This is a genomic window from Vibrio penaeicida (assembly GCF_019977755.1).
Taxonomy (GTDB): domain Bacteria; phylum Pseudomonadota; class Gammaproteobacteria; order Enterobacterales; family Vibrionaceae; genus Vibrio; species Vibrio penaeicida.
The window spans coordinates 1814654-1839434 of record NZ_AP025144.1 but is presented as its reverse complement, the minus strand read 5'-3'; the positions used below and the strand labels follow the sequence as shown (position 1 = coordinate 1839434).

General features: G+C 44.6%; 21 protein-coding genes. 9 read left to right on the top strand and 12 right to left on the bottom strand.

Annotation, left to right across the window (positions count from 1 at the left end; translation table 11 throughout):
* Positions 1 to 49 precede the first annotated feature (49 nt).
* Both LDO37_RS08305 and LDO37_RS08300 read left to right on the top strand, forming a co-directional pair.
* Entirely contained in the window at positions 50 to 673 is a 624-nt protein-coding gene (locus LDO37_RS08305; protein WP_101114767.1) for a LysE family translocator, read from the top strand.
* 19 nt (positions 674 to 692) lie between these two features.
* Positions 693 to 1385, top strand: a complete 693-nt coding sequence (locus tag LDO37_RS08300) for an NAD(P)H-binding protein (RefSeq protein ID WP_126610002.1) — start codon at positions 693 to 695, stop codon at positions 1383 to 1385.
* 380 nt (positions 1386 to 1765) lie between these two features.
* Here LDO37_RS08300 and LDO37_RS08295 read toward each other — a convergent pair whose 3' ends face one another.
* A complete protein-coding gene (locus LDO37_RS08295) occupies positions 1766 to 6379 on the bottom strand; it encodes a discoidin domain-containing protein (RefSeq protein ID WP_126610003.1) in 4614 nt (1537 codons plus the stop codon).
* A 609-nt stretch (positions 6380 to 6988) separates the two neighbouring features.
* Between LDO37_RS08295 and LDO37_RS08290 the strand changes: the two genes are divergently transcribed.
* The 3 genes from LDO37_RS08290 to LDO37_RS08280 all read left to right on the top strand — a co-directional run bounded on the left by LDO37_RS08290 (position 6989) and on the right by LDO37_RS08280 (position 9026).
* A complete protein-coding gene (locus tag LDO37_RS08290; RefSeq protein ID WP_101114764.1) occupies positions 6989 to 7549 on the top strand; it encodes an aldolase/citrate lyase/malate synthase family protein in 561 nt (186 codons plus the stop codon).
* Between the two features lie 428 nt (positions 7550 to 7977).
* Positions 7978 to 8415: a hypothetical protein gene (locus tag LDO37_RS08285; protein ID WP_126608483.1), complete on the top strand. Its 438-nt coding sequence runs from the start codon at positions 7978 to 7980 to the stop codon at positions 8413 to 8415.
* 11 nt (positions 8416 to 8426) lie between these two features.
* Positions 8427 to 9026 carry a dihydrofolate reductase family protein gene (locus LDO37_RS08280; RefSeq protein ID WP_126608484.1) on the top strand — a complete coding sequence of 200 codons (600 nt, stop codon included), beginning with the start codon at positions 8427 to 8429 and terminating at the stop codon, positions 9024 to 9026.
* A gap of 86 nt (positions 9027 to 9112) precedes the next feature.
* On the opposite strand, the gene LDO37_RS08275 is transcribed toward LDO37_RS08280, so the two are convergent.
* From LDO37_RS08275 to LDO37_RS08265, 3 genes are all read right to left on the bottom strand, one after another.
* Entirely contained in the window at positions 9113 to 9877 is a 765-nt protein-coding gene (locus tag LDO37_RS08275; protein WP_126608485.1) for a potassium channel family protein, read from the bottom strand.
* Between the two features lie 482 nt (positions 9878 to 10359).
* On the bottom strand, positions 10360 to 10863 hold the full coding sequence (locus tag LDO37_RS08270; protein WP_126608486.1) for an SRPBCC family protein: 504 nt from the start codon (positions 10861 to 10863) through the stop codon (positions 10360 to 10362).
* Positions 10856 to 11200 (bottom strand): ArsR/SmtB family transcription factor, encoded by a 345-nt coding sequence (locus LDO37_RS08265; protein WP_126608487.1) that lies wholly within the window; start codon positions 11198 to 11200, stop codon positions 10856 to 10858. The genes LDO37_RS08270 and LDO37_RS08265 overlap by 8 nt, the downstream gene beginning before the upstream one ends.
* A gap of 139 nt (positions 11201 to 11339) precedes the next feature.
* Here LDO37_RS08265 and LDO37_RS08260 point away from each other — a divergent pair, with 139 nt between their 5' ends.
* Complete coding sequence (locus LDO37_RS08260) at positions 11340 to 11900, top strand: Crp/Fnr family transcriptional regulator (RefSeq protein WP_126608488.1); 561 nt, start codon at positions 11340 to 11342, stop codon at positions 11898 to 11900.
* A gap of 60 nt (positions 11901 to 11960) precedes the next feature.
* Entirely contained in the window at positions 11961 to 12443 is a 483-nt protein-coding gene (locus LDO37_RS08255; protein WP_126608489.1) for a DUF1772 domain-containing protein, read from the top strand.
* Positions 12444 to 12454: 11 nt separating this feature from the next.
* Here the strand turns inward: LDO37_RS08255 and LDO37_RS08250 are convergent, their stop codons facing one another.
* From LDO37_RS08250 to LDO37_RS08235, 4 genes are all read right to left on the bottom strand, one after another.
* Complete coding sequence (locus LDO37_RS08250) at positions 12455 to 13066, bottom strand: HAD family hydrolase (RefSeq protein WP_126608490.1); 612 nt, start codon at positions 13064 to 13066, stop codon at positions 12455 to 12457.
* 41 nt (positions 13067 to 13107) lie between these two features.
* Positions 13108 to 13728 (bottom strand): hypothetical protein, encoded by a 621-nt coding sequence (locus tag LDO37_RS08245; RefSeq protein WP_126608491.1) that lies wholly within the window; start codon positions 13726 to 13728, stop codon positions 13108 to 13110.
* A 151-nt stretch (positions 13729 to 13879) separates the two neighbouring features.
* Complete coding sequence (locus tag LDO37_RS08240; RefSeq protein ID WP_126608492.1) at positions 13880 to 15490, bottom strand: alkaline phosphatase; 1611 nt, start codon at positions 15488 to 15490, stop codon at positions 13880 to 13882.
* 175 nt (positions 15491 to 15665) lie between these two features.
* Positions 15666 to 16940, bottom strand: a complete 1275-nt coding sequence (locus LDO37_RS08235; RefSeq protein ID WP_126608493.1) for an aromatic ring-hydroxylating oxygenase subunit alpha — start codon at positions 16938 to 16940, stop codon at positions 15666 to 15668.
* A 90-nt stretch (positions 16941 to 17030) separates the two neighbouring features.
* Here LDO37_RS08235 and LDO37_RS08230 point away from each other — a divergent pair, with 90 nt between their 5' ends.
* Positions 17031 to 17279, top strand: coding sequence for a hypothetical protein (locus tag LDO37_RS08230; RefSeq protein ID WP_126608494.1), 249 nt, complete (start codon positions 17031 to 17033; stop codon positions 17277 to 17279).
* A gap of 160 nt (positions 17280 to 17439) precedes the next feature.
* A complete protein-coding gene (gene gbdR, locus LDO37_RS08225) occupies positions 17440 to 18489 on the top strand; it encodes a choline metabolism transcriptional regulator GbdR (RefSeq protein WP_126607740.1) in 1050 nt (349 codons plus the stop codon).
* 134 nt (positions 18490 to 18623) lie between these two features.
* Here gbdR and LDO37_RS08220 read toward each other — a convergent pair whose 3' ends face one another.
* The 4 genes from LDO37_RS08220 to LDO37_RS08205 are packed head-to-tail and all read right to left on the bottom strand — an operon-like array spanning position 18624 to position 24713.
* The gene (locus LDO37_RS08220; protein WP_126607739.1) at positions 18624 to 19400 is read right to left on the bottom strand and encodes an electron transfer flavoprotein subunit beta; all 777 of its coding nucleotides are present in this window, start codon (positions 19398 to 19400) and stop codon (positions 18624 to 18626) included.
* The gene (locus tag LDO37_RS08215) at positions 19393 to 20682 is read right to left on the bottom strand and encodes an electron transfer flavoprotein subunit alpha/FixB family protein (RefSeq protein WP_126607738.1); all 1290 of its coding nucleotides are present in this window, start codon (positions 20680 to 20682) and stop codon (positions 19393 to 19395) included. The genes LDO37_RS08220 and LDO37_RS08215 overlap by 8 nt, the downstream gene beginning before the upstream one ends.
* Complete coding sequence (locus tag LDO37_RS08210) at positions 20679 to 22622, bottom strand: (Fe-S)-binding protein (RefSeq protein ID WP_126607737.1); 1944 nt, start codon at positions 22620 to 22622, stop codon at positions 20679 to 20681. The genes LDO37_RS08215 and LDO37_RS08210 overlap by 4 nt, the downstream gene beginning before the upstream one ends.
* Positions 22623 to 22652: 30 nt before the next feature.
* Positions 22653 to 24713 carry an oxidoreductase gene (locus tag LDO37_RS08205; RefSeq protein WP_126607736.1) on the bottom strand — a complete coding sequence of 687 codons (2061 nt, stop codon included), beginning with the start codon at positions 24711 to 24713 and terminating at the stop codon, positions 22653 to 22655.
* Between the last annotated feature and the right edge of the window lie 68 nt (positions 24714 to 24781).

Here is a 24781-nt window from a genome sequence, read left to right as displayed (position 1 = left end):
AATGATATCGCTGCCTTTTTTTTTGCACATTTTTCATAAGGATAGAGAAATGGATTGGAATACATGGATGATCTACGTCGCGGCGATATTCATACTCACCGCATCACCGGGACCCAGTGTTTTACTTTGTTTAAGTAAATCGGTCACACAAGGTTTTCGCTCATCAGTTTTTACCGCTCTTGGCAGTTTAACCGCCATTATGGGCATCCTAACGCTTTCTTTTACCGGGTTAGGTATGATCATCGCAACATCCGAGTGGGTATTTAATATCATAAAATGGACGGGGGCAGCTTATCTGATTTACCTTGGCGTGCAGGCATTACTTTCTAAACAAGAAAGTTATGAAGTTGCTGAAGGAAAAAGCCAACAACAATCACCTCGCAGTCTGTTCTTAAGTGGCTTTATCGTGGGCTCCAGTAACCCAAAGGCCATCATCTTCTTTACGGCACTTTTTCCACAGTTTATTGATCCTCAACTCTCTTTACTCACCCAATACTCCATATTGGCGAGTACGTTTGCAGTGATGGAACTGTCTTGGCTTTTGATCTACGCCTACTTAGGAGCAAAATCTTCAAATTGGTTATTGCAAAGTGGTCGTGCCAAACTGTTTAATAAGCTGACTGGTGGCGTGTTTGTGGGTTCGGGTATACTGTTGTCTACAACCTCACGCTAAGAAATTCTCGAGAGGTGTTATGAGTATTCCAGAAAGTAAAGTGGCGATTGTTGCCGGCGGCAGTGGTTTAGTTGGTCACGAGTTAATGATGTTACTTCTCAAAGAAGACGCCATTGCAAAAGTCCATGCCATGGGAAGACGACCTACACACCTCTCTCATTCAAAGCTTAAAGAGCATATCCACGTAGACCTGTCGGTCACTCAGTGGGATGAAAACTCCTCCTCTCCAGAAATTGGTTTTATTTGCCTAGGGACAACACTTAAACAGGCGGGGTCAAAAGAGAAGCTTGCGAAAGTAGACGTCGATTTGGTGTGTCATGTTGCTCAGGAAATGAAATTACTCGGCGTTACGCGCATTGCCGTTGTTTCTAGCTATGGAGCAGATCCAGACTCTTACTCTCATTACTTGAAATGCAAGGGACGAATGGAGTCAGCTGTGTCAAAAATGGGATTCGAACGGGTCGTATTTGTTAGACCAGGTCCTTTAAGCGGCGAGCGTGATAAGCCGCGAAAAAACGAAATAATAACCGAATATGTCCTTAAGCTCTTTTCGCCTCTTCTCATCGGCAAACTTGGTAATTTCAAACCAATCTCCGGAAAAGACGTAGCGCAGTGTATGCTCTATTCGTTATTTGAAACTCAAACATCTCAGATCTACCCCACTATTTTTGATACTCGTTCAATGATTGCGTTGCTGGATCAATTTAAATAAACGGACATCTTATCTCCCACCAGCTGAAATACGGCATCACCCACTCTAAATTAACGTGTTTCAAATGATGGTTTCGTTCGCATTGCCAGTTTCAAAACGTACGTGGCGATTAGCGTGTCAAACGTCATACGTTTTAGAATGGTAGAGTAGTAAGTTTAGTTGATTTTAGATGAGGTCATAGCTCTTCCGTTAAGTTGGAAGAACTATGACCAGAGTTGGAAGGAAATCTAACGTGTATTCGTTAGATGCTACCGTTTATTGTGACTAAAGCTGAAGAATCCAAAGTAATCGATAGATTGTTGTTGGATGCTCATCCTGCATATTTCTCACACTTGCCCGGCAATGAAAGAAATCTTGACACAGATGACATCTTCGTCAGATTAAAAACCCTGACGAGTGCCAATCACATCAAATTCCGATGCAGAAACAAAGTCCCCTAGCCCAGATAATGCCTCGAATCTGACATAGTTTGCTCTAACTGGTGCAAACGATAGGGTGTGCGTTCTGGTGTTTGAGTCAAAATGACCGCTACTCACTTCCTGCCACTGTGAACCATTCATTGAAAGAGAAATTCGATATTGCCCAATGGTGCCATTCCCTAAATCTTCACGTGCAAGATACTCAAATCCTGATACATCAAGTGTCTCACCAAGTTTTATGATAAAACTTTGAGGCGCCTTTTGACTTTCATCATTAGGGAACCAAGGTGAGTGATACATAGTGCTAGGGTCGTTATCAAATGCTTTCGCCAGATCATGGCTAGATTGAAAATCAGGCGCTTGAATAATGGTCATTGTGCTCTCATCGAAGTCATTTACGGTGCGTGTTCCAATCACATCAAACTCGGCTGCTGATACGAAATCACCCAATCCAGATAGCGCTTCGAATCTGACATAGTTCGCTTTAATTGGCGCAAACGATAGCGTGTGATTCCTTGTATTTGGCTCAAAGCTGCCGCTACTCGCCTCTTGCCACTGTGAGCCATCCATTGAAAGTGAGATTCGGTATTGCCCAATCGTACCATTCCCTAAATCTTCACGTGCAAGGTAACCAAATCCTGATACATCAAGTGTTTCTCCAAGTTTGATAATAAAGCTTTGAGGCGCCTTTTGACTTTCATCGGCAGGGAACCAAGGTGAGTGGTACATAGTGCTAGGGTCGTTATCAAATGCTTTCGCCAGATCATGGCTAGATTGAAAATCAGGCGCTTGAATAACCGTTATAGTGCTCTTATCGAAATCGTTTTTGTCCCGTGTTCCAAAGACATCAAATTCCGCCGCCGACACAAAATCACCTACCCCAGACAACGCTTCAAACTTCAAGTAGCTTGCTTTGGTAGCACTGAATGTGATTTTTTGAATTTCTGATAAACGCTCGAAACGGCCATTGCTTATTTCGGTCCATTGGTTACCATCAAGCGAGAGTGAAAGCCTATATTGCCCAATAGTGCCATTTCCAGCACCTTCACGTGCAAGATAGCTGAAACTATGGACATCAAACGTCCCACCTAGGTTAACGGCAAATTGTTGAGGTGCTCTTTCACTGTCGTTGGTCGGATTCCACGGTGAGTGGTAAATCGTTGTTGGGTCATTATCAAACGCATTCTCTATGGCATGCCCTTGCTGGTGGCTGGGTTGCTCAATAAAGACAAAATCGGACTTATTGATCTCGTTAAATGTAGCGGATTCAGGTCCACTTATTCTCAAGTTTGCCCAATTAATGCAATCAACAGCGGCACTGGTGTCAATATCTTCAACGGTTAGCTCAACGCTACGTATTCCGGTTAACGCTAAATTAGGTTTGACGACGGTAGGGCCTTCTATATCGTACTCCCAGGCTTTAAACCCATTCAAATAGATAGAAGCTTTAACGGTATTCCCGTATACATTACAACTGTCGTCAATACCCACATCCGCATTGAGTTCAGACCACGTTCCATCAAGGAAGAACGTAAGAGACGACGGCGCAGAAACCCCAATCCCTCCAGAGAAAGACAAGCCGTTCATTTGCATTGCGTCCCCTGTCACTGCCTTATCTTGCTGGACGTTACCTACAGCAGTACCGTTAGAGAGCGTTAAATCAACCGTTTTAAGCGGAACTTCGATTCGTTCGGTGATCACATCAAACTCTCTCGCGGAAAAGAATTGACCAACACCCGCTAACGCTTCAAATTTTAGATATCGAGCATTCTGTGCCGTGAATCTCGCAATTTTCAGTTCGTTGCTTACCTCCCAATCACCTTCGCTAACGGGGTCCCCCCAGTTGCTCGTATCGTTAGATAAGAAAAGTCTATATTGCGTGACCGTGCCATTTCCTGCATCCTCCCGCGGAAGATAGGTGAAACCAGAGACAATGTAGTCCTCTCCAAGGTCGATGGTGAATGACTGAGGTAGTCGATCGCCGTCGTTTTCAGGCCACCATGGTGAGTGGTAAATGGTACTGACGTCCCCATCTAGCGCATGGCTAAACGGCTGAAAATCTTGTTCTTCAGCACTTTTAATAATGGTGATCTTACTTTTGTCAAAATCTGTCTCGTAGAGTGGGCTCGGATAAGGTGGAGTCACCGGTAACGTGGCTAGTTCATCAATGTCTATATTAAATTCGATACCTTGGTAAACAGATTGGTTTGGCACTTTGATATGGATGGTCCCAAATTTCTCATCTGTGGCGTAGTACCACCCCTGTTCAATAGCATTGAACTCATCTAGCGTGCTCACAGATGTCATTTCTAAATTGCCAAACCGTACACTTAATGGTTCCAATAAAGAATTCACTTTAAGGTGGTAGCTGCGACCCGTTACTTGATCGGTGTAGCTATTGTGCACCGTTGTCGCGTCAACATTGATCGTGATGTCTCCTGCTGCATTTTCCGGCGCAGACACACGGATGCTCGTATCTGCAAATGCATTTTGCTCTTTGTATTCACGTGTTTCGCCATCATCCTCAAATAGCGTAAACTCACTGTTACCGTGGGGGTAAATGTCTAGAATCAGGTGAGTTTTATCCTGTAGCTGATCAGATTGGGCACCTTCATACATTGGAATAATCGCACCTGCGCGGACAAGTACAGGCATTGTGTCGATAGAAATCGGATAATGAGAGAGCAGTGTCCCGCCCGATGGTGATAGGGTACGGGTTCCGTCCCAGTAATCGATCCACAGCCCTTCTGGCAAGTAGACGTCTTTGTGCCATCCGCCGTTTTTGAGCATAGGTTCATACACAGGGGCAACCAACAAAGATTCTCCATACATGTATTGATACTTGTAGGTTTCGTCTTTAAGTACAGGATCGTCCGGAAACTCCCAAGTCATCGCTCTGACAATAGGAAAACCGGTTCTGTCCGCCTCGTAAGCATAGTTATACAAGTAAGGGGTAAGAGCGGACTTCAACTTCAAATATTGGCGGTTAATGTCACGATAGGATTTACCACTTTGTTTACCATCATGCCACCAAGCGTGTTTCCTTTCTTTGTCGTCCCAACCAGACATCGCTATCAACACTGGGGTGAAAGTTTTGAACTGAATATCGCGAGTGTATTTTTCAGCTCCGTTACCAAATATGCCGTTAACATCTGAAGAAGCGTACGCCTGACCTGAAAGACCGGAGCCAATGAACGTTGGTATGTGCCAACGGATATAGTCCCAGCTAGAGTATTGGTCGCCCGTCCACGCTATTGAGTATCGCTGCGTGCCTGCCCAGCCCATTACCGTCCAAATCATTCCCCTAGTGTCGGAATTATTGACCAATCCCTGATGAGCATCGTTATTGGCAGATAAAGAGTACAGCTTTCCTGGACCTGTCCATGCTACATCCAATTTGTAAACGCTGACGCCATCCGCCACTTCTTGCGCAATAGAATCTAGCGAGCGTTGTGTCCATAAACCTGTTTTTATTCCCAGATCGTCTAGCGCATTGATGGTGCCTGATAGATTTTCATATTCACAACCATACCCATCGTTTGGCAAAATCCACCCTATTGGCATATCGTAATTTTTATAAGGAATGCCCACTTGTTCAACAACATCCATCGTTGTTCCTGGTTCGGAAGGCCAGCCTTGTGGGTAATAGCCGTTTTTGTTGTTGTAACAATCCGCATCACCGAGGTAGTACGCCCATCGAGGCATCAAATGAGGACGCCCCGTTAACGCGGTATATTGCTCGACAACGTCTTTAATAGAGTCCCCAGTAAAATAATAAGCATCAAACCTATTTTCGTTATAGCTGGATGTATATTTATCAATATTTCTAAAATCTTGTCCCCCATTTCGCCAAGTGTTTCTGAGTACTCCGTAACCTTTGTCTGACATAAAAAACGGGGCAGGATTAGGTCGGTCGTACTCGTCCCAACCACCAGAATACGACGCTTCCATGATTTTGCCATTGAACTCAAACTCACCATTTTGCTGACCACCGCCGTAGAAATGTTCCTCTAAGCCACTGGAAAGCGTTTGAGTAGTTTTTCCACTCGGCTTGTCCATCTTAAGCGACTCAATATCAAAGTTTGTTTTAGCTTGCCCAATGCTAATAGGAACAATTTCAGACCATAACGCAGTTGGATCACCTTGCTTGTATAAAGAAAAGATCAGTGGCGATTTCTGAATTCTTAATGATATTTCATTCGTATTAAGAGCATAAAAATTGGAATTCGTCGTCAATTGAACATTCACATTGTCTACGTTGTTGTCGACGACAATGGTAGGAAGTGCGTTGACATCAAAGTCACTCGCATTACAGTTAAAATTATTGCATTGGTCGAATAGCGCATCCACTGTCTCATCGACAAACGTCGCCGTTTGACTCACCTGTATCCGAAATGTGTTCTCACTAAGGATAGAGATTTTAAGATGCTCGTTATCCGTTGTTTTTAGCGTGAGAGTCTGTCCGGTAAGTTGCACAGTGTTTGCATCAATATCGCCGAGTCCCTTGGCATCGACAGCAGTTATCGTTACGAAAACCAACGCCGTTACGCTGAGATATGATTTGGTACATTTCATGAATATTTTCCCTAATATCAGAAAGTGAACATCAAATATTGAGTGTCTCTTTTCTTGATTCCTTTCGTTTTCTTTCGCTTTATTTCTCGTGTTTTTTGTTTATTTCTATTTGTTTCTATTCACAGAACCTAGCGCTGTTTTTTAATTTTTAAAGTGATTTTGATCAAAAGAATTTCTCTGAAATCTATGTTTTTTGTGACGTGAGCTCGCAAGAATTATGAATATTTTTTCAATTCATCCCCCTTACCTCAACAAGTGCAGTTTGTCGGTAACCTTCTTTTTATTTCGTTCTCAAAAATAATAGAGACATGACACCTTAGCGTTTGTCTCAAAATAGTGATGCGGGACAGGCTGGCTTAAAGATGGTGCGAGTCAAAAAGCATAAGCAAGTCGTTGCCCCGCTTTGATAAGACAACAAAATATGAAAAGTGCATGGGAGTGATAGATGCTGTGTAAAATTTCACAGGCTTTTTTGTAAAATTTACACTGTGAAATTTTTATTGTGAAATTTTGATGTGAATGGCGCTAATCTAAAGTTGAAGCAAGGGCAAAAGAACAGTCACCTCTTTTACCCAAGCTGGCAAAAAGATAAATGATGAGGACATCACTATGACTATATCAACTGCTTCGAACAATCAAAATACAGAAACCGAACAACAGTTTGATGCGACTTCTGTCCTCGCTGCTGAAAAATCAAATGCGCAACGAGTGACAGAAAAGCAACAACGAGCAAAAGAAATATTGGATTCATCCTTCCCGTTAGAGCATGGTTCTCATCAAGATGTTGTGAACTATATGGTGTACTACTGCAATTTGGTTGCCTGCTTTGCAGATGGGAAGTTGGTAGGGTTAGATAACCCTTCACAGTTTGTCGCTTTATCAGGTCACAAACGCGAGCCGGAAGCCATTTTACTTAAAGATGCTCAAGGTTCGCACCTAGAGATTACGCTAGGGACACACCTAGGCAGTATTGATAATTTGGCAAACATCCAAGATATTCAGCTGGAATCTCGTACCTCGCTGTGCATGGAAACCCAATCTAACCACCGTTACTGGATCAGCCTTCTAGAAACGGGAGCAAAGGGCGACCCCATTGCGCACAGCGTCGACAAAGAGTACACCTCGCGCAGTGGTGAAGACTATACACTCACTCGCTTTTGCAAGAATTAAGATACACAAAAATATCCACACAACTATTTTATAAAAACCTTAACCTTAGTCTATGTCAATCTGACTGACCCCTTAATTGGGGTCTTTTTTTTGGGTCAAACAACCTAAATAATTTTACCTAAACTGTCCCCGAATTGTGATTTCTCTCGTCTAGATAATAGCCAGAACTAAAAACTGGTTTGAACGTAAGTTAAACAGCTTATCAAGGAGAAAACTGTGAGAATGAATCAAGAAAGGAATTGGACCGGAGTCGAACATAATTTAGACGACTTATTTTTAGCCTATCTCGAGGTTTTGAAAAGTCCTAGTTTGTTTAGTCAATGGAAAAAGGCTGAAGCCCCCGTTGTTCACCTGATAGAAATAGCATCAGTATTGTGTTCCATAAAAAAGTCGTTCACGTCCGCTAATTCAATACAGGGAGTGACACAATGATTGCGCATGTCCTATCAATTCTGACCTTTATGGTCGTTACCTTTGCCGCACAAGGCTTATCCCATTTTGTTATTAACAAAGATCATTTTGATTCAGTGGGTTTTCTTCGCTCTGAGCCAATCATGGCGATGGGGTTCGTCGTTATGATTATTCAAGGCTTAATCATCAGCATTGGTCTGAAAGCCTGGAAAGACAGTACCGTTAGAATGAAAGACGGTGTAATTATTTCGCTGCTTTTTGGATCGTTTCTTGTCAGCTATATCGCACTCACCGAGCCTGCTAAATATACCGTACCATCAATTTCAAACTGGATTCTAATTGAACTAACAGTCGGGTTGCTGCAATTTGGGATTTTTGGACTGACTTTAGGTTGGATCCATAAAAAGTTCCGCTCAGATAATAGGCACCGAAATACCTACACGAACAAGATATAAAGGAGGCATCTATGAGAAATCTTGCTGTTCTGGCATTCGTAACGCTTGATGGAGTCATGCAGTCCCCTAGTATGCCTGAAGAAGACCCATCTGGTGGATTTAAGCATGGCGGTTGGGCAGCGCCTTACTGGGAAGGTGTAATGAGCCAGGTCGAAAGCTACGCGATGTCGACGCCTTACGATATGGTTTTTGGTCGCAATACCTATAACATTTTTTCAAGGCATTGGCCTAACGCACCAAAAAGCACACTTTCAGACCGAATGAATGCAGCGAGGAAATACGTTGTTACGTCTGACCCACAAACATTGAATTGGGAGAATTCCCATGCAATTACGGGCGATATTGCTTCTGAAATTCATGCTTTAAAAAGCCAAAACGGTCCTATCCTACAAGTGCATGGCAGTGCCAATCTGATACAAGCGCTTCTAAAGCATGGCCTAATAGATGAACTTCGCCTCTGGGTATTTCCTGTCGTTGTTGGTAGCGGAAAACGTCTGTTCGAATACGGCAGCGCCTTACATCGTTTTGAACTTACAAAGTTTGATAGCTGCGATAACGGTGTAATGATGCATTTCTACAAACCTGCGTTAACTTCCAAAAACCTGCCTTGAATACCGCGCCAGAGAAAGGCGTTGAGCGAGTAACGATAGAACTGAATGAACTCGGATCTGTTTAAAAGTCAATTTTCTTTACCCCATTAATTGGGGTCTTTTTTTTGGTTTAATTCTATAAGCAATGCTTTAAGCTCTCCGACTTCTGATCTGAGTTCCGTCACTTCGTCTTTGAGGTTTGCCATTATGTGTTTGCCCTGATCCTCTTTGTCATCTTCCAGAAACCAAGAAGCCACAAAGCCGGTAAAAGTACCGAATAGACCAACACCCGTTGTCATCAACACAGAGGCAACAAACCTACCCTCAGCTGTGACGGGATAGAAATCCCCGTAACCTACAGTCGTTATCGTTACAAATGCCCACCAAAATGCGTCTGACGCATTGTGAATGTTGGCTCCTTCAACCCCTTGCTCTAACAAAAGTAATGCGATTGCACCAACGGTCAGCATAAGAATCGAAACAAAAACAACGAATGAGAACGAGCTTTTTACTTTGTTCCGTAAAAAGACATTGGCTAATGTGCGAACAGAGCGAATGACCCGAATGAGACGAATAACACGAACGACGCGCGCAAATTGCGGATAAAAACCAAATGGGACGGAAGAAAGCAAATCTATCCACCCCCATGTACGAAAATATCGCCAACGATCGGGGGCATGTTTCAATTGGATAATGAAATCAATAAAGAAGAAAACACAGATAAATTGATCCGACCATCTGAGCATAGTGTTGATGTCATCGGGTAGTTTCGTTGTTAATTGCAATACAACGGATATCAAAACAAAGACAGACAAAAACAAAATAAAGACCTGAAATGGGCCTAGATACTCACGCTGCTCAGTAGTGGTCATGAAATGTTCTCTAAAATCAATCTAAAAAGAGGGGGAATACTCGGTAACATTAAGTGACTAGGTGATCGTTCGTCAATCCGGAATGCAAAGTAGTTTGGCATGGGTTTGGATAGTGACGTTAGTGACGGGGTTTCTTTTTGCTGGGCTTTGGCTTAGACGTATTCTGCATTGAAGAATACTCATTTTTCAAAATGAAAACAAAACGTATCACACCGATGACAAACACAATGCCTAATACAATAAGTATTGTCTGGCAAAGCCACTCTGGGTCGCAGGGTAAATAAATTTCTATGGGCATTTCGCCATATACACAGCAGGCTCGTAACAATACTGACCGCCCACTCAGCAAAAAACTTCTATCCCTGAGTCACCTAAAGCAAAAAAGGCTGTTATGAGCACCTAACAGCCTATATTTTTACCATACAACTATGTCGCTATTGAGCTATTGAGCTATTGAGCTATTGAGCTATTGAGCTATTGAGCTATTGAGTTGAAAGATATCGTCCCAAACTATCCAAGCCAGTTCCCCAACCTGCACCGTGTTGGCTGCGCGATGCGTCAAATGCGGCGAGTTCTTCTGATGTCGCGTTAACGGGCTCCCAAATCAGTTGTAATTTAGTTTGGCTGCCATTTTCTTCAAGCTTAACCGTTGTTTTCATTTCTTTTGGCCAATTAGGCATTTGTGGGCTCGGCATGATCTCGCCCTGCTCATTCGATACCGATTGAATAAACACAACCGTGTGCGGTTCTACAATTTCAATGTATTGAGATAAAAGCCACATCTCGAAACCATTTGGCATCACCATCTTGTGAAGAGACGATCCACCAGCCTGAATATCAGCTCGGGTAAATTCGCAGGTTACGCCAGGCATAGGAACCATCCACTTTGTCATGTGCTCTACTTTAGTCCATGCCTCAAATACCAAAGCGATAGGCGCATCGTATTCTCTTGTTAGAATGGTGGGTTCTACGTGTTGATTACTCATCCTTGTCCCCTTTTTGTTGAATCTCTTGTAGGTATTCACCCAAACTATCTAAAGTATGGGTCCAATATTGCTCGAATTGAACAATCCAGTCTTGAATAGACTTAAGTTGCTCGCCATTTACGTGATAAGCGCGAAATCTTCCTTCTCGACGCTCCCTAACCAAATCGACGGCTTTTAGCACCCCTAAGTGTTTGGATACCATTGGCTGATTCCACCCAAGTGATTCAACTAGCTGATTAACCGTCATTTCTTTGCCAGCTAATTTTTCCAGTAGCTCTCTTCTTTTAGGCTCAGCTATCGCGTTAAATGGATCAAATGTGGTTTTTGTTCTAGCCATAAACTTTAATATATTCCTATATGGGAATATTTCAACATGATAAAGGCCAAGTTCTTATCATTGAGACATTGGAGAGTTCTCGTCTTAGTAAACTTAGGTCTTATACTGGTTGCAAAGATATGTTGAGAAGGAAATCATGGTGGAAAGTCAGTTTTTTAGGCAACTTGATAAGCCAACGCAAAACAAACTTACCCTTTCAGCGCAATCATTTCGATTCGAACCACAAGAGTTTCTTCTCGATTCACAGTCAAAATGGAACACGGTATTCCTATTAAACTCAGGCTCTGTGAGGATGTACTACCTCGACAGAGATGGAAAAGAGCACAACAAAGCCTTTTTTGTCGATCATGCTTTCTTCTGGCCGGTGACAGAATCGCTAAGGAATGAGCCCGCCGGATTTTTTATTGAATCCATTGAAAGTGGTAGCGGATGGCGTTGGGATTTTGATGTCTTCAAACAAAATTTTGCCAACGAAGCCGACTGGATGACGTTTTCTCACCTTTGGATGGAAAATGTATTAGCCGAAAAGTTCAATAGAGAGAAAGACTGGCTGCAACTTACCGCAGCGCAGCGCTACATTAAACTCATCACTCAGAGGCCGGAGTTCAAGCGTTTACCCAACATGCACCTCGCAAGTTATATCGGCGTAACACCTGAATCCTTCTCCCGATTAAAAAAATCCATGTCACTTACCAAATGATAAGTACAACTCTCTGACATTTCGCCAGACTTTCCGTTAACGCACAAAAAGGAAAGCAAAATGGAAAAGGGACTAGAAGCAACATCTACTTTACTGCTTGGACTTATGGCTGGTTTTTTTGCCACCTACAGTTTTAACGTGAACTACGCCATGCTCGAAGTCGATGGCAGCACCTACGCTACGGTACAATCACTGTTTAATATCAATGTGAGACACACCGGTTTTTTTGTGTGCTTTTTTGGGGCTGCTCTGTTGCCCACAGTAACTGGAGTGGTGTGGCTGAGAAAGGATAAACGATGTGCACTGATTTGGTTAGCCATCGCTTTGAGTTACTTTATTGGGATAGTTATTTTTACTCGGTTTGTTAATTTACCGCTTAACTACTACACAGAATCATGGGATCCAGCCGCGCTGCCCGATGATTGGCAAACCATTCGAGATCAATGGAATACCGCGAATTTACTGCGTGTTATTGTCAGTATGATTACCTTTTCGATTGCATTGGTAGTCCCTCACTTACGAACACGCAGTATCATCCGTTAGCTTTGTACTCTCTATACGGAAACACCTAAGCTACGCAAATCTTCTCGCGCTTTCTTAGCCGTTGAAAACTGGAAAGCGTGAAAGCCCTCTGTTTTCGCCCCCTCTACATTCGCGGGCATGTCATCTAAAAATACAGATTCACCAGCTTCCACGTTACATTGCTCCACCACCAACTGGTATATTCTAGGATTAGGTTTCAGTACATCCCATTCCGCAGAGACAATGGCATTGTCGAATAGCGACCAAAAATCGTATTTATCTTTAAGAAACGTAACAATTTCATGCACATTATCAGTGAGTGCGTAAATGCCATAGCCTGATTCTTTTAAATCTTTCATCATGTCTTCTGTGCCTTCTAATAAGGACAGTGATGATTTCACGTTATCAAAGAGTCGGTCAGTTTCGGTTGCACTTAGCTGCAGTTGAGTTTGATACGCCAGCTTCGCTTCACTTTCAGAATACCGACCTTTATTTAAATCAAGCCAAATTTGATGAGAGAAAATGTCTTGAGCCAGTTTTTGCGCCGCTTCCTCTTCCACATCAAACGTTGCGGAAACGATCTCAAGAGGAGACCATTTTACAATCACGTTACCTACGTCAAAAACGATATTTTTTATTGTCATATCCTAGCCTTTGTTAATTGATGCACAAGTACGCGCTGGGGTTATAAAGCCTTTAAATACACCGCGGCATTTTCCTTAGAAGGAGAAAAACCAACGTTCAAAAGATACTCTTCGTGCTCTCTGGTTTTCGCAATGGCTTTAAGCATGTTTACACCGCGTTGCTTCATCACTTCTGGGTGTAATTGGTAGTAATACTGCGCGACCTTCATGTCTCGATACTCTGGCGTCACAAAATCAAGCACAAGAGATAACGTGCCGTCCTTATCCATGTTCCCCACCAGCACGCCCGCAATACTGTTGTTTCGAAGTGTATAAAATGCCGTGTCCGATTTCTTTATCGATTCCACCGAGGTTTGCTGCTCAATTTCGGCTAAGTTGGTGGAAACAAAATGGTCGAAATATTCCGAATCGACAGAAGCCGAGATCAATTTGAATCTCTCTTTGGTGGTATAAATACCCCACAAATAATAGACATTGATTCCTGCAATACCTAAGTTCATCAACATAGTGGGATAAGAATCAATAAAATAGGCAAACGCTGCAAAAAGTAAGCAGCCGATAAAGTTAATCACTCTTAACTTTATGATGGACGTCATTGTTAGCGATACAAGTACGACCAAAGATGCGAGATAGCCAAACCACTCTACCCAATCAAAATCCATTTTGATGCTCCTTCTCGTTTGTGTAATCAAAAAGATAGCATTGGAACTATGCTGGGTACACATCAAAAATGTGTTAGCTATGCAGGTATAAAAAGAAAGCCACCGAATAAAGTGGCTTTGAAAACAGAGTGCATATTTATCGGTGTCAACACTATTCAATAATATCTATCATAAAACGCCCGATATCCGTGTGATGTAACAGTTTGCTTGTGAAAGGCGCAACCGCTTCGTCTTCACCTTGCGCGAACAAGAATACTGGCGTGCTGGTGTGGCTTCCTGTGCTCCATACCACACCTTGCTGTTCTGCCAATTCCCGAGCCAGCAAATTTTGTCGGTTATCGTCCGTTTGGTACACGAAGAATGCACCATACCCTTCCAGTTTTGGCACGGTCTTACTGCTTAGGTATTTGTGATCCCGAACGTAATAGGGGTTAGGCTGAGTGTCGAGTATCTTTTTCGCCTGCGCTGCGCTGATTTCAAAGTCGCTATTCTCAGCGACTAACTTCGCCAGGTTCTCGGGTGTTTGCTGCGCTTTATCTAACCCATCAAATTCGGAGTAAAACAGATCAGCGTGGCTGATTTTTTGGTTGTAAATCTTATCCAATACATTAGGAGAAATGAAATTGAAATTAGGCTTGTAGTCTCTTCCTTCAAATGCATCTCCAGGCAGCTCTTGAGGATCGGGTAAGTCCACCGCTGAATAACTGAAGCCAAAACCGCCTGTTTCATGATCTGCGGTCACCAATACGAGAGTGTCGTTTCTGGTATCAGCCCAGTCGAGTATGCTGGTTACGGCATCGTTCATTTTTAGCATCTCGTGCAGCATGCTGCCCGTATCGTTATAATGCCCAGCCCAATCTATTTGCCCCGCTTCGACCATTAGGAAAAAACCGTTCTCGTTTTTTTCCAACACGCTGATCGCATGTTTGGCCATCTCTTCAAGTGTCGGTTGCGCACGCTGATCATCACCTTTGAGCTTGCTGTTAGTAATGCCATCATACATTCCTGAATAAGAGAACAACCCAAGTACTTTGTTGCCCTTCGAGTTGCTTAATTGCTCTTTAGTAAAGACGGTTTCGTATCCTGCCCCTTCAGCTTCGGTAATGAGGTTGCGTTCATCTTTTCGCTTCGATTTAATACGCACTTTTCCGTCGGTTTTCGCCGTGAGCGCTTTGTGTGCTTCCGAGGTTTTGTCACTCGCGCTTTTTGGTATCCAATACCTCAAACCACCAGAGAGCAACACATCAGCATCGCTTGCGAGCATTTGCTCTGCGATTTTGTTTTCCAAACTTCGATGAGCAACATGCGCAGCAAATGACCCTGGTGTTGCGTGGGTAATACGCGTATCCGAAACCAAACCGACCGACATGCCTTTTTGTTTCGCCACTTCGAGTACGGTACGTGCCGAATACCCTTTCGCATTTAGCCCGATCATTTCCGCCCCCGACATTTGCCCTGTTGCAAGTTGGCTCGCTGAAGCAGCGGAATCGACCACAATCGCTTTATCAGGGTGTGTCATCGACATGTTCATTTGACCACCTTTGATCATGCGCTCAAACACCGTACCTTTTCCTTTCAGCACCGACTTAGGGGCAAGATCGGAATACGTTTGCAATAAGCCCACTTGCTGGGGGCCCATTCCGTCTCCTATAACCAGTATGATATTTTTTGTTTTTGATTCCGCGAACGCCATATTAGCACTTAAGCCAATAGCGGCTGCCGCTAAGGACATGAGCGATAATCTTCTTCCATGTAATTTCATCGTTTCTGTTCCATTGATTGAAAATTTTGGCGCTACTCGAAAGCATCACCTTGTTCTTTAAAACGAAAAAAGGAACCCCAGTAGAGAGGTTCCTTTGGTTTCATCACCTAAGAAAAAGAGAACAACCTAAAATGTTCATCTTTTTTTAAAAAGGCGGTCAACAAATAGAGTCGCATTATTCATTGTCCACCATGCCGCTATCAAGGTTAGCGAGCATTTTGTCGGCATACCAATTGATAAAATTGATCACACCAAATTCATAGGTCTCGGAGTAAGGACCCGGTTCATAAGCCATCGAGTTAATACCCAGTTGGTTGGTTTCCCCAAGAATACGGTCTTGGTCGTTCGTTGCATCCCAAACCTTACGTAGGTTATCTACATCGTAATCGATACCTTCAACCGCATCTTTATGGACAATCCACTTGGTAATCACTTTACTTAACTGGGGCGCAACAGGAATCACTTGGAAAGCGATCAAGTGGTCACCTTGAGCATGGTTCCATGAGTTAGGCAAATGCAGAATTCGCATTGAACCCAAATCAGGAGTATTAATACGCCCCATTAATTTCTTGCAACCCACTTCACCGTTCATCGTCATTGCGCTTACGCCATCTTTTAAGGGCATGCGCACAATTCGATTTTGATTCCCATAAGCAGATTTATGCTCGTGAGGAATGCCATTTTCATCCCATATTTTTTGCTTTTCGGCAACAAGCGCTTTGAACTCGTCAGACGCCCGTGGATCATTAGTGTCATCCCACTCTAAAAGGGAGCCTAACAGTTCTGGGTGCGAACCTTCACAGTGGTAGCACTCTCGATTGTTCTCGATAACGAGCTTCCAGTTCGCCTCTTCCATCATGACACTTTGGACGGCAACTTTGGCGTTTTCCAAGTCATAGGGTTCAAGGTAGTGCTCTAAATCTTTGAGAAACTCGTCAATTTCAGGCGGATTCTCAGCGAGAGAAATAAAGATGTACCCTCCTGCCGTTTTACAGTGTATAGGCTTCAAACTGAATTTCTTTTTATCAAAATCCGAACCCATCTCCTGACCGGCGTAAATCAACTCACCATCCATGTTGTATGTCCATTGATGGTATGGGCAAACTAACTTAGCGGATTTACCGCGATGCTTAGTACAAATTTTCGAACCACGGTGACGACATACATTATGCAAGGCATAAACTTCGCCGTTATCACCCCGTGTGATCATGACCGGATTGTTCCCAACCTCAAACGCGATGTAGTTTCCTTTATCAGGAATTTCACACGTTAACCCTGCAAAAAGCCATTCACGTTCGAATATAGATTTCATATCGATATCAAACAGTTCTTGGTTGTTGTAAAACTCTTGTTCCAACGAGTATCGAGGGTTTCGCTCTCGCAACATGTCCAACACTTTTTGCTCGTCTATAAGTCCTTTTTGAGGCCTTTTTTTGATATTTGCTTCCATGGGTCTATCTCTTATAGCGCTACCTATCCCACACGCTTTTCATCAACACTGTTGAGAAAAGCTCTGATTCCCTAAAAAGCAGCGGTGTGAATGGGTGATGACAAACACACCGATGTTAAAGGGTTGCCAACAACCCACTTTACAAAAGCCCGCAGTCATAAAGTGGTTGTTGTGGGATATCTTGAGCAATACCCAAAGTTCACACTTAGTTATTTGAGACACGAATATGCTCAAAAAAGACAAGTCGAAGGAACAAACCTTCACAATGTGTTAGCGATCAATAAAATACGAAAAGCGCACACAACCCTCGATAAAATTTACTTTTTTATTTTTAATTGAATGATCAATTAAAAATAAATGATGGATCACAAACAGAGAATAACTGGCTTTACAGAGTAAACGCCCGCTGATTAATTATTAACCAAAAGATAACAAAATGATCACATGAGCAATCTTGAAGGTCAGTTTACTCACACACGGAAGCAAAAGGAGGATCGTCATGACCTCATCGATACAAACAGGGACAAAGATCAGTTTTGTACTGGTTGAAAACTTCACTATGATCGCATTTGCTTCGGCAATTGAAGTGCTAAGAATGGCTAATCAGTTGTCGGGAGAACGGTTGTATGAATGGAACACAGTAAGCTTGGATGGACAGTCGGTCCAAGCGAGTGACGCACTTAGTATCAATGTAGATGGGTCGATGGAACTTGCTTCCGAGTCGGAAACAGTCATTGTTTGCGGAGGCGTGGGTGTACAACAACAATGCCAACCTAAAATGCTGAATTGGCTTTTGCACTTGGATCGGCAACATATTACGTTGGGCAGCTTGTGTACGGGGAGCTATATTCTTGCGAAAGCAGGTCTCTTAGATGGGCACCCTTGTGCAATCCACTGGGAATATATGGCTGGCATGCAGGAAGAATTTTCCGCCATCCACGTGAGTAATAAGATTTTCACCATATCAGAGAAACGCATGACCTGTACGGGTGGAACTGCGCCGATGGATATGATGCTCCAAATGATTAATCGCCAACATGGCGAAAAGCTCAGTGCTGCGATTTCGCAAATGTTTATTTGTGACCGTATTCGCGACAGCGAGGAAATGCAAACACTGCCACTAAAAAGTTTGGTTGGCGCTTCTCAGCCCAAGCTTCGCGAAATCATCATGCTGATGGAAGCTAACCTTGAAGAAACCATCAGTATGGACGAAATGGCAGGATACGTTGACCTTTCAAGAAGACAGCTAGAACGCCTGTTCCAGAAGTACTTAAACTACTCCCCTTCTCGTTACTACCTGCACCTTCGGCTAAACCGTGCAAAACAACTTCTTAAGCAGACAAATCTGTCCATTATTGAAGTGTCTATCGCGTGCGGGTTTGTTTCGACGTCTCATTTCAGCAAGTGTTATCGCGACTACTTTGGCTCTCCTCCTAAATCTGAGCGTTCAGCCAAATTCTCAATGAGCCAGGCTCCTTCTTCATCGAATGAGCCGACTTATGCATCGGTATCCCTTCATGAAGAGGTCATGGTGAAAAGCGTGATTTAGCTTTCGGTCTTTCGCCCCTCATATCTGGTTCACGAAATCATAAAAAATCCGATAAACAACGCTTATCGGATTTTTACTTGTTGGGAGGTGAGTTAAACGGATCAAAAGCAATAACTGATCAAAAGAAATAGAGGCTATCCTCGCTTTTTTAGTAACCCTTCCGCTTTTAATACTTTCAGAATCTCCTCTGCAGCCTCATTTGGATCTGGCGCGTGCATTACTTGGCTCGATGTCGTTTCCGATTTCGCGGTTGCGGCTTTAAACCGGTCTTTTGCCGACGTTGCTTTTACTTTTTTCAAGCGTTTAGGGCGTTTGGCGGCTGGCTCAAATTCCCAGTTTTCAAGCGCTAGGTCTTTAATAAATGGTGCTCCCAAATAATAGATGTTTCCAGAGACCGACTTTAAGTAAGAAATTTGCCTAGGCTCTGCTGCTGCCGAATCAACAAGACCAACAAACGGCAAATTCACTTCTACCTTTCGTCTTTGCCCTCTTGGTAGTGCCTGCAACACCGTTGCGCTATTATTGTCTATTCTCAGTACCTCTACAATCTTCGGTACCAATGTGAAACCCAGTAAATTGGCTACGGTATAAGGCAGATGCCCCGAGCATTCACCTACCTCCGCTTCTGTCCCTGTCAGTATGACATCAGCGTTCGTAGAGCATATGTAATCCACCAGCGCCGGAATAACATCCGCATTTGCTGGCTGTGACAGTACGGTTAAATCTGGAATACCCATTCCTAGGTAATCTCTTAAGGAAGGTTCATCAGGATCGCCAGCGTGCAATAGCTCCAAATTCACGGCATCCAAACCCAGTGCCAATTCCACCATTTTTGCGTCTTGATCTGCTCGTCTGGCGCGTTTGGTATAAGGGTGCTCCCCCACTGAAACTAATCCTATCGCTTTAAGCATGTTCAACCTCCTTGTGCTCAAGGTTGTTCGAGTCGGAACGGGAAATCAATGTGTCTCCGATAACAATTTCATCTGAATCTTTGCGTAGCAGTACGCTCATCGCCTTCATGATCTCGCTGCTATCAGCGATCACACTTAACTCAGAGCGCTTAATCATATCGCACCCCAAATCTGTATTGATTGCGATGACTTTTTCACACTTCTCAATACCTTGTAGGTGCTGAACGGCTCCAGAAATACCCACAGCGATATAAACTCTGGCGGTAACCCAAGTACCCGTTGCACCTACCTGAGTACTTCGGGGCATAAACCCATCGTCTACCGCAACTCGACTCGCGCCCATCGTGGCACCCAATTCCGATGCCAATTGTTTGAATAGCGCCCAATCCTTGACCCCGTTCCCTCCCGACAAAATGAACTCTGCTTCGCCAAGTGAAATGGTTGCAGGGTCGACATCAACCGAGCCTTTGTCTGAGATACCTATAGGCGCACATAGGTCCGAGTTGATCTCCGCTCCTATATCAATACACGCATGGCTCGTTTCCGTTACTGGCTCTTCGCATTCGGGTAGTAACAGCATCACTCTTGATGCCTTCTGAACATATTGCCGCGTTCCTTTGGAAGACAAGCAATGGCATTGGTCGTTTTGCCATTTGTACACGTTCGTACTTGGTCTCACATTAAGCGAGGCAGCCAACCTGCGTCCTAGCTCTCCACTGCCATCGTCACTCTCAGCGATAAGAATGTTTCTAGGGCTTAGCTTCATGACTTGTTCATAAACAAATTTGGCTTTTCCTTCAGGGTTGTAGCCTAAAAATACGGTTTCATTAGCGTAAACCACTCTATCCACGCCCAAGCTTCCCAGCTCCTCCTTTAGCTCCCCAAACAAGACAAGATCGACAGGCTGAGTAGGTGAACAAGAAGACGCCTGTTTATGAGCCAGCCCCAAAATGTCTTTACCGTGTTCAGAAATTTTCCCAGACGTGGTTTCAAGTACAACCATGATTGGGGCATCCGTGCTTTCTGGGGTGTAGTCTTGCCGCTTCAGTTCCTGAGACGCTCCGCGAACACTGACGACCGAACTTGTCGCGGCACTGCCCAAATTAAGGCGATCAATGCGTTTCACTCCACTTGGACCAATAAAACCAATGCCATGCACCTTTTTACGAATCAAGCCTGTCGGTCCGTATTGAGGCTCACCAAGGTTAGTATGCTCAGGGTGAAGTCTATTCCGTGCGATACGCTCTCTGCGTGGATCTCGCCTTACGATGATTTCACTCATGCAACCTCCCTAGCGGACACCGTCGCCGCTGGTTGTGCTTTTTCTGCTGGCAACGCTTCCAATAAAAGCTCCGCAATATCTTTCACGTCGGGTCTTGGTTCGACAACACCTTCAAGCATTAATGTACACTGAGGGCATCCAACGGCAACCACGTCTGCTTGGGTTTCTTTTATGTCTTTCATGCGAATATCGGGAATGCGTTTTTCTCCCGGTATGTCTGTGACCGGAGCCCCTCCACCACCGCCGCAACATCGAGACCGATAGCCAGAACGCTCCATCTCTTTCAGTTCAAACCCAAGCTGCTTAAGTAAGTATCTCGGTGCTTCATATTCCTCGTTGTAACGCCCCAGATAACATGGATCATGGTAAGTCACAGTGCCTTTAGATACATCGCTATCCAAGTGAAGCGACCCGCTTTCAACCAACCTCGCAAGCAGCTGAGTATGATGTTCCACTTCAAAGTTACCGCCAAAATCGGGGTACTCGTTTTTTAGGACGTGAAACGCATGGGGATCAGCCGTAACAATCGCCTTAAAGCGGTATTTGTTCAGTACACCAATATTGGCTTTCGCCAATCGCTGGAAGGTGGCTTCGTCACCCAGTCTGCGGGCGAGATCCCCACTATCCAACTCTTCGTTACCCAAAACGGCAAAAGATACCCCAGCACGACGCAGCAACTTGACCACTGCGCGTATGGTGCGCTGATTTCGCATATCAAAGGCTGCGTCGCCCACCCAAAACAGCACGTCGCACTCTTTGACTTCTTTGAGTACGGGCAGTTTTAGATCGATTCCCCAGTTGTGGCGTTGTACCGGAGGCAGCCCATTTGGGTTATCTGTCGCGATCAAATTTTCCAACACTTCTCGGCCTTTACCGGGTGTTTGACCAAGGTCTAGCGTTAAATGCCGTCTCATATCGACCATGGCGTCAACGTGTTCAATCATCATGGGACACTCTTCCACACACGCTCGACAAGTTGTGCAAGACCAAACAGTCTCCGGATCTAAGAGCTTTTCAAATAGAGGTTGGTCTTTACCGCCTTCACCAATGTCACCCTCTTTTCCGGGGTAACCCTGACCGGCATAGCGTGATGTATCTCCACCCGCCATCCCAACAACCAAGTCTTGGATCATTTTCTTCGGGTTAAGAGGCTGACCAGCCGCAAACGCAGGGCACATTTTTTCGCATCGACCACATTGGACACACGCATCAAAACTCAGCAGCTGCTTCCATGAAAAATCTTCGGGTTTAGCAACCCCAAAGCCCGGGGCGGGCTCTTTAATATCTATTGGTTTTAATCCTGTAGAACGAATGCCGGAAAAGCGTTCTGCTCTGCGGTGAAACGCGAGATGCAATGCGCCAGAAAAAGCGTGCTTTAGCGGTCCACCCCACGTCATACCAACCACTAGCTCTAACAAACCTAACGCAATGCCCAACAGTAAAACCACGGCTAGTACGGTATTCCCAACAACGGAGTCTTGAGAGGCAAGAGTGAACACGCAAATTGCCAGACCGGATGCAGAAAACATCAACAAGCTTTTAGGAAGGCGCATCCAAGCCCCTTTCGATAGGTTTGGCGGAGCGTTCACACGCCTGAGATAAACGAATATCGCCCCTACGAACATCGCGAGTAAAGGTAAAATAAGCACAGCCCATGCTACGGGGTGATAGTCGAGGTCAAATAAATAGATGGCCATCAGCCCCAGCAACGACGCGACAAAGCCTCCTGCGGCTGCCACGTGCGTGTTCGACATGTATTTGTCTCGGGCGACGACGTGGTGCAAGTCGACAAGGTAACGCTTAGGAATGGATAGGAGCCCAGCAACAACATTGACTGGCTCCTTTCTTCCTCTACGCCACATCAAAATACGCCTTAACGCTCCAAGAACCCAAACTAGGATCACTGTTACCAGCAACCAAGGTAAGATCTGATTAATCATCGCTTCTACTCCCTACTTCTGCATCTGTTATCAGAAGTCCTTACACAGTCTGAGCGCATCGTATATTGCTGCGTGTGTGTTTCTTTGAGCGGTACAGTCACCGATGCGGAACAAAAGCATGCCTTCGCTTTGTTTTTCCAATGACGGCTGTGGCTTCGCATCGTAGAGCGCTTGAATATCCATTTGCCCTTTATTAACCGATTGCGCTTTCAAGGCGTAGTAGAGTTCTTCGGACGGTCTGATCCCATTTTCGACCACAATCTGGTCGACGACGCGTTCTTCTTTTTGCCCCGTGTACTCGTTCTCTAGCACAGCGATGAGCTTATCGTTTTCTTTGTAGACTTCTTCGAGTATGAAATCCGGTGTCATGATGACTTCTTTTTCATACAGGCTTCGGTAATAGGTAGGGAATGTGGTTCCACCGACCGCTGCTCCCGGCTTGATGTCGTCAGTCACCAACTCAACAAGCGATCCTTTGGATGAAAGATAATCGGCGACAGACATACCTGAAAATTCGCAAATCGTATCGTAAACCAACACATTTTTACCTGGCTCGATTTCTCCGCTCAGTACGTCCCAACTGCTGATGACTAACCCATCTTGCGCGCCCCATTTAGGGTTTTGCTCAATGAAAGGTGTTCCACCAACGGCGAGGATAGTGACATCAGGGCTATGGCTTAAAATGATCTCTTCTGTCGCTTCAGTGTCGAAATGTATTTCGACATTAAGCCTCGCCAGCTCTAACGCATACCAACGGGTAATACCTGCAATTTGGTCGCGCTGAGGTGCCTTCGCTGCCAGTGTAATTTGACCACCAAGTTCTGGTGCTTTTTCGAGTAGCACGACATTGTGCCCGCGCTCGGCACAGACACGTGCAGCTTCCATTCCTGCTGGACCACCACCCACAACCACCACTTTTCGAATCACACCGTCTGTTTTCGAAATAATATGAGGCATAGTGGACTCACGAGAGGTTGCCGCATTTTGAATACAAAGCACGTCCAGCCCTTGATACTGGCGGTCGATACAATAATTTGCGCCCACACATTGGCGAATCTGATCCACTTGATTCATTTTTATTTTTGCAATGAGGTGCGGATCAGCAATGTGCGCGCGTGTCATGCCAACGAAATCCACATACCCAGCTTCAAGTATTCGCTGCGCTTGGTTTGGATCTTTTATGTTTTGAGCATGAATAACTGGCACGTTCACCACTTCTTTGATCCCGGCAGCTAGATGCAGAAAAGGTTCTGGTGGGTAACTCATGTTCGGAATCACGTTTGCTAGTGTGTTGTGCGTGTCGCACCCCGAACCAATAACGCCAAAGAAATCGACCAAGCCCGTTTTGTCATAGTAGGTTGCGATTTCTTTCATGTCATCGTGCGTTAAGCCGTCGGGGTGAAACTCATCTCCACAGATTCTTAAGCCAACTGCAAAGTCTCGCCCTACCTCTTCTCGAATCGCCTCCAGAACACGAATCCCGAAACGCATTCGGTTTTCAAAACTTCCACCCCACTCGTCTTCTCGTTTATTCACGCGAGGGCTCCAAAATTGATCGATTAGGTGTTGGTGTACAGCCGAGAGTTCGACACCATCAAGACCGCCTTCCTTTGCTCGCCTCGCGGCTTGAGCGTAGTCTCCAATGATGCGTTCAATTTCTTCAGGTTCAATGGTTTTACACGTTGCGCGGTGAACCGGTTCTCGAATCCCACTTGGGCTGACTAACGTTGTCCAGTCTCCACCATCCCAACGAGAACGACGCCCCATATGGGTGATTTGAATCATGATATGACCACCGTGCTTATGCACTGCGTCGGCAAGATTCTGAAAGTGGGGAATGATTCGGTCGGTGGATAAATTGACGGATTTCCACCAGCTTTGTGGGCTGTCTATGGAGACGACACTGGAACCACCGCAAATACTAAGACCGACGCCACCTTTGGCTTTTTCTTCGTAATACTTAACGTAACGTTCCGTGGTCATACCGCCTTCAGTGGCGTACACCTCAGCGTGAGCCGTGCTCACAACACGGTTTCTTATTGTTAAGTTATTGATATTCAATGGCTGAAATAGTGCATCAAACTGAGACATCGCTGCTTCCTTACTGTTTACATCCGACCGCTTTTATTTTTTAGTGCTTTCACTTCTTTTTTACCGAT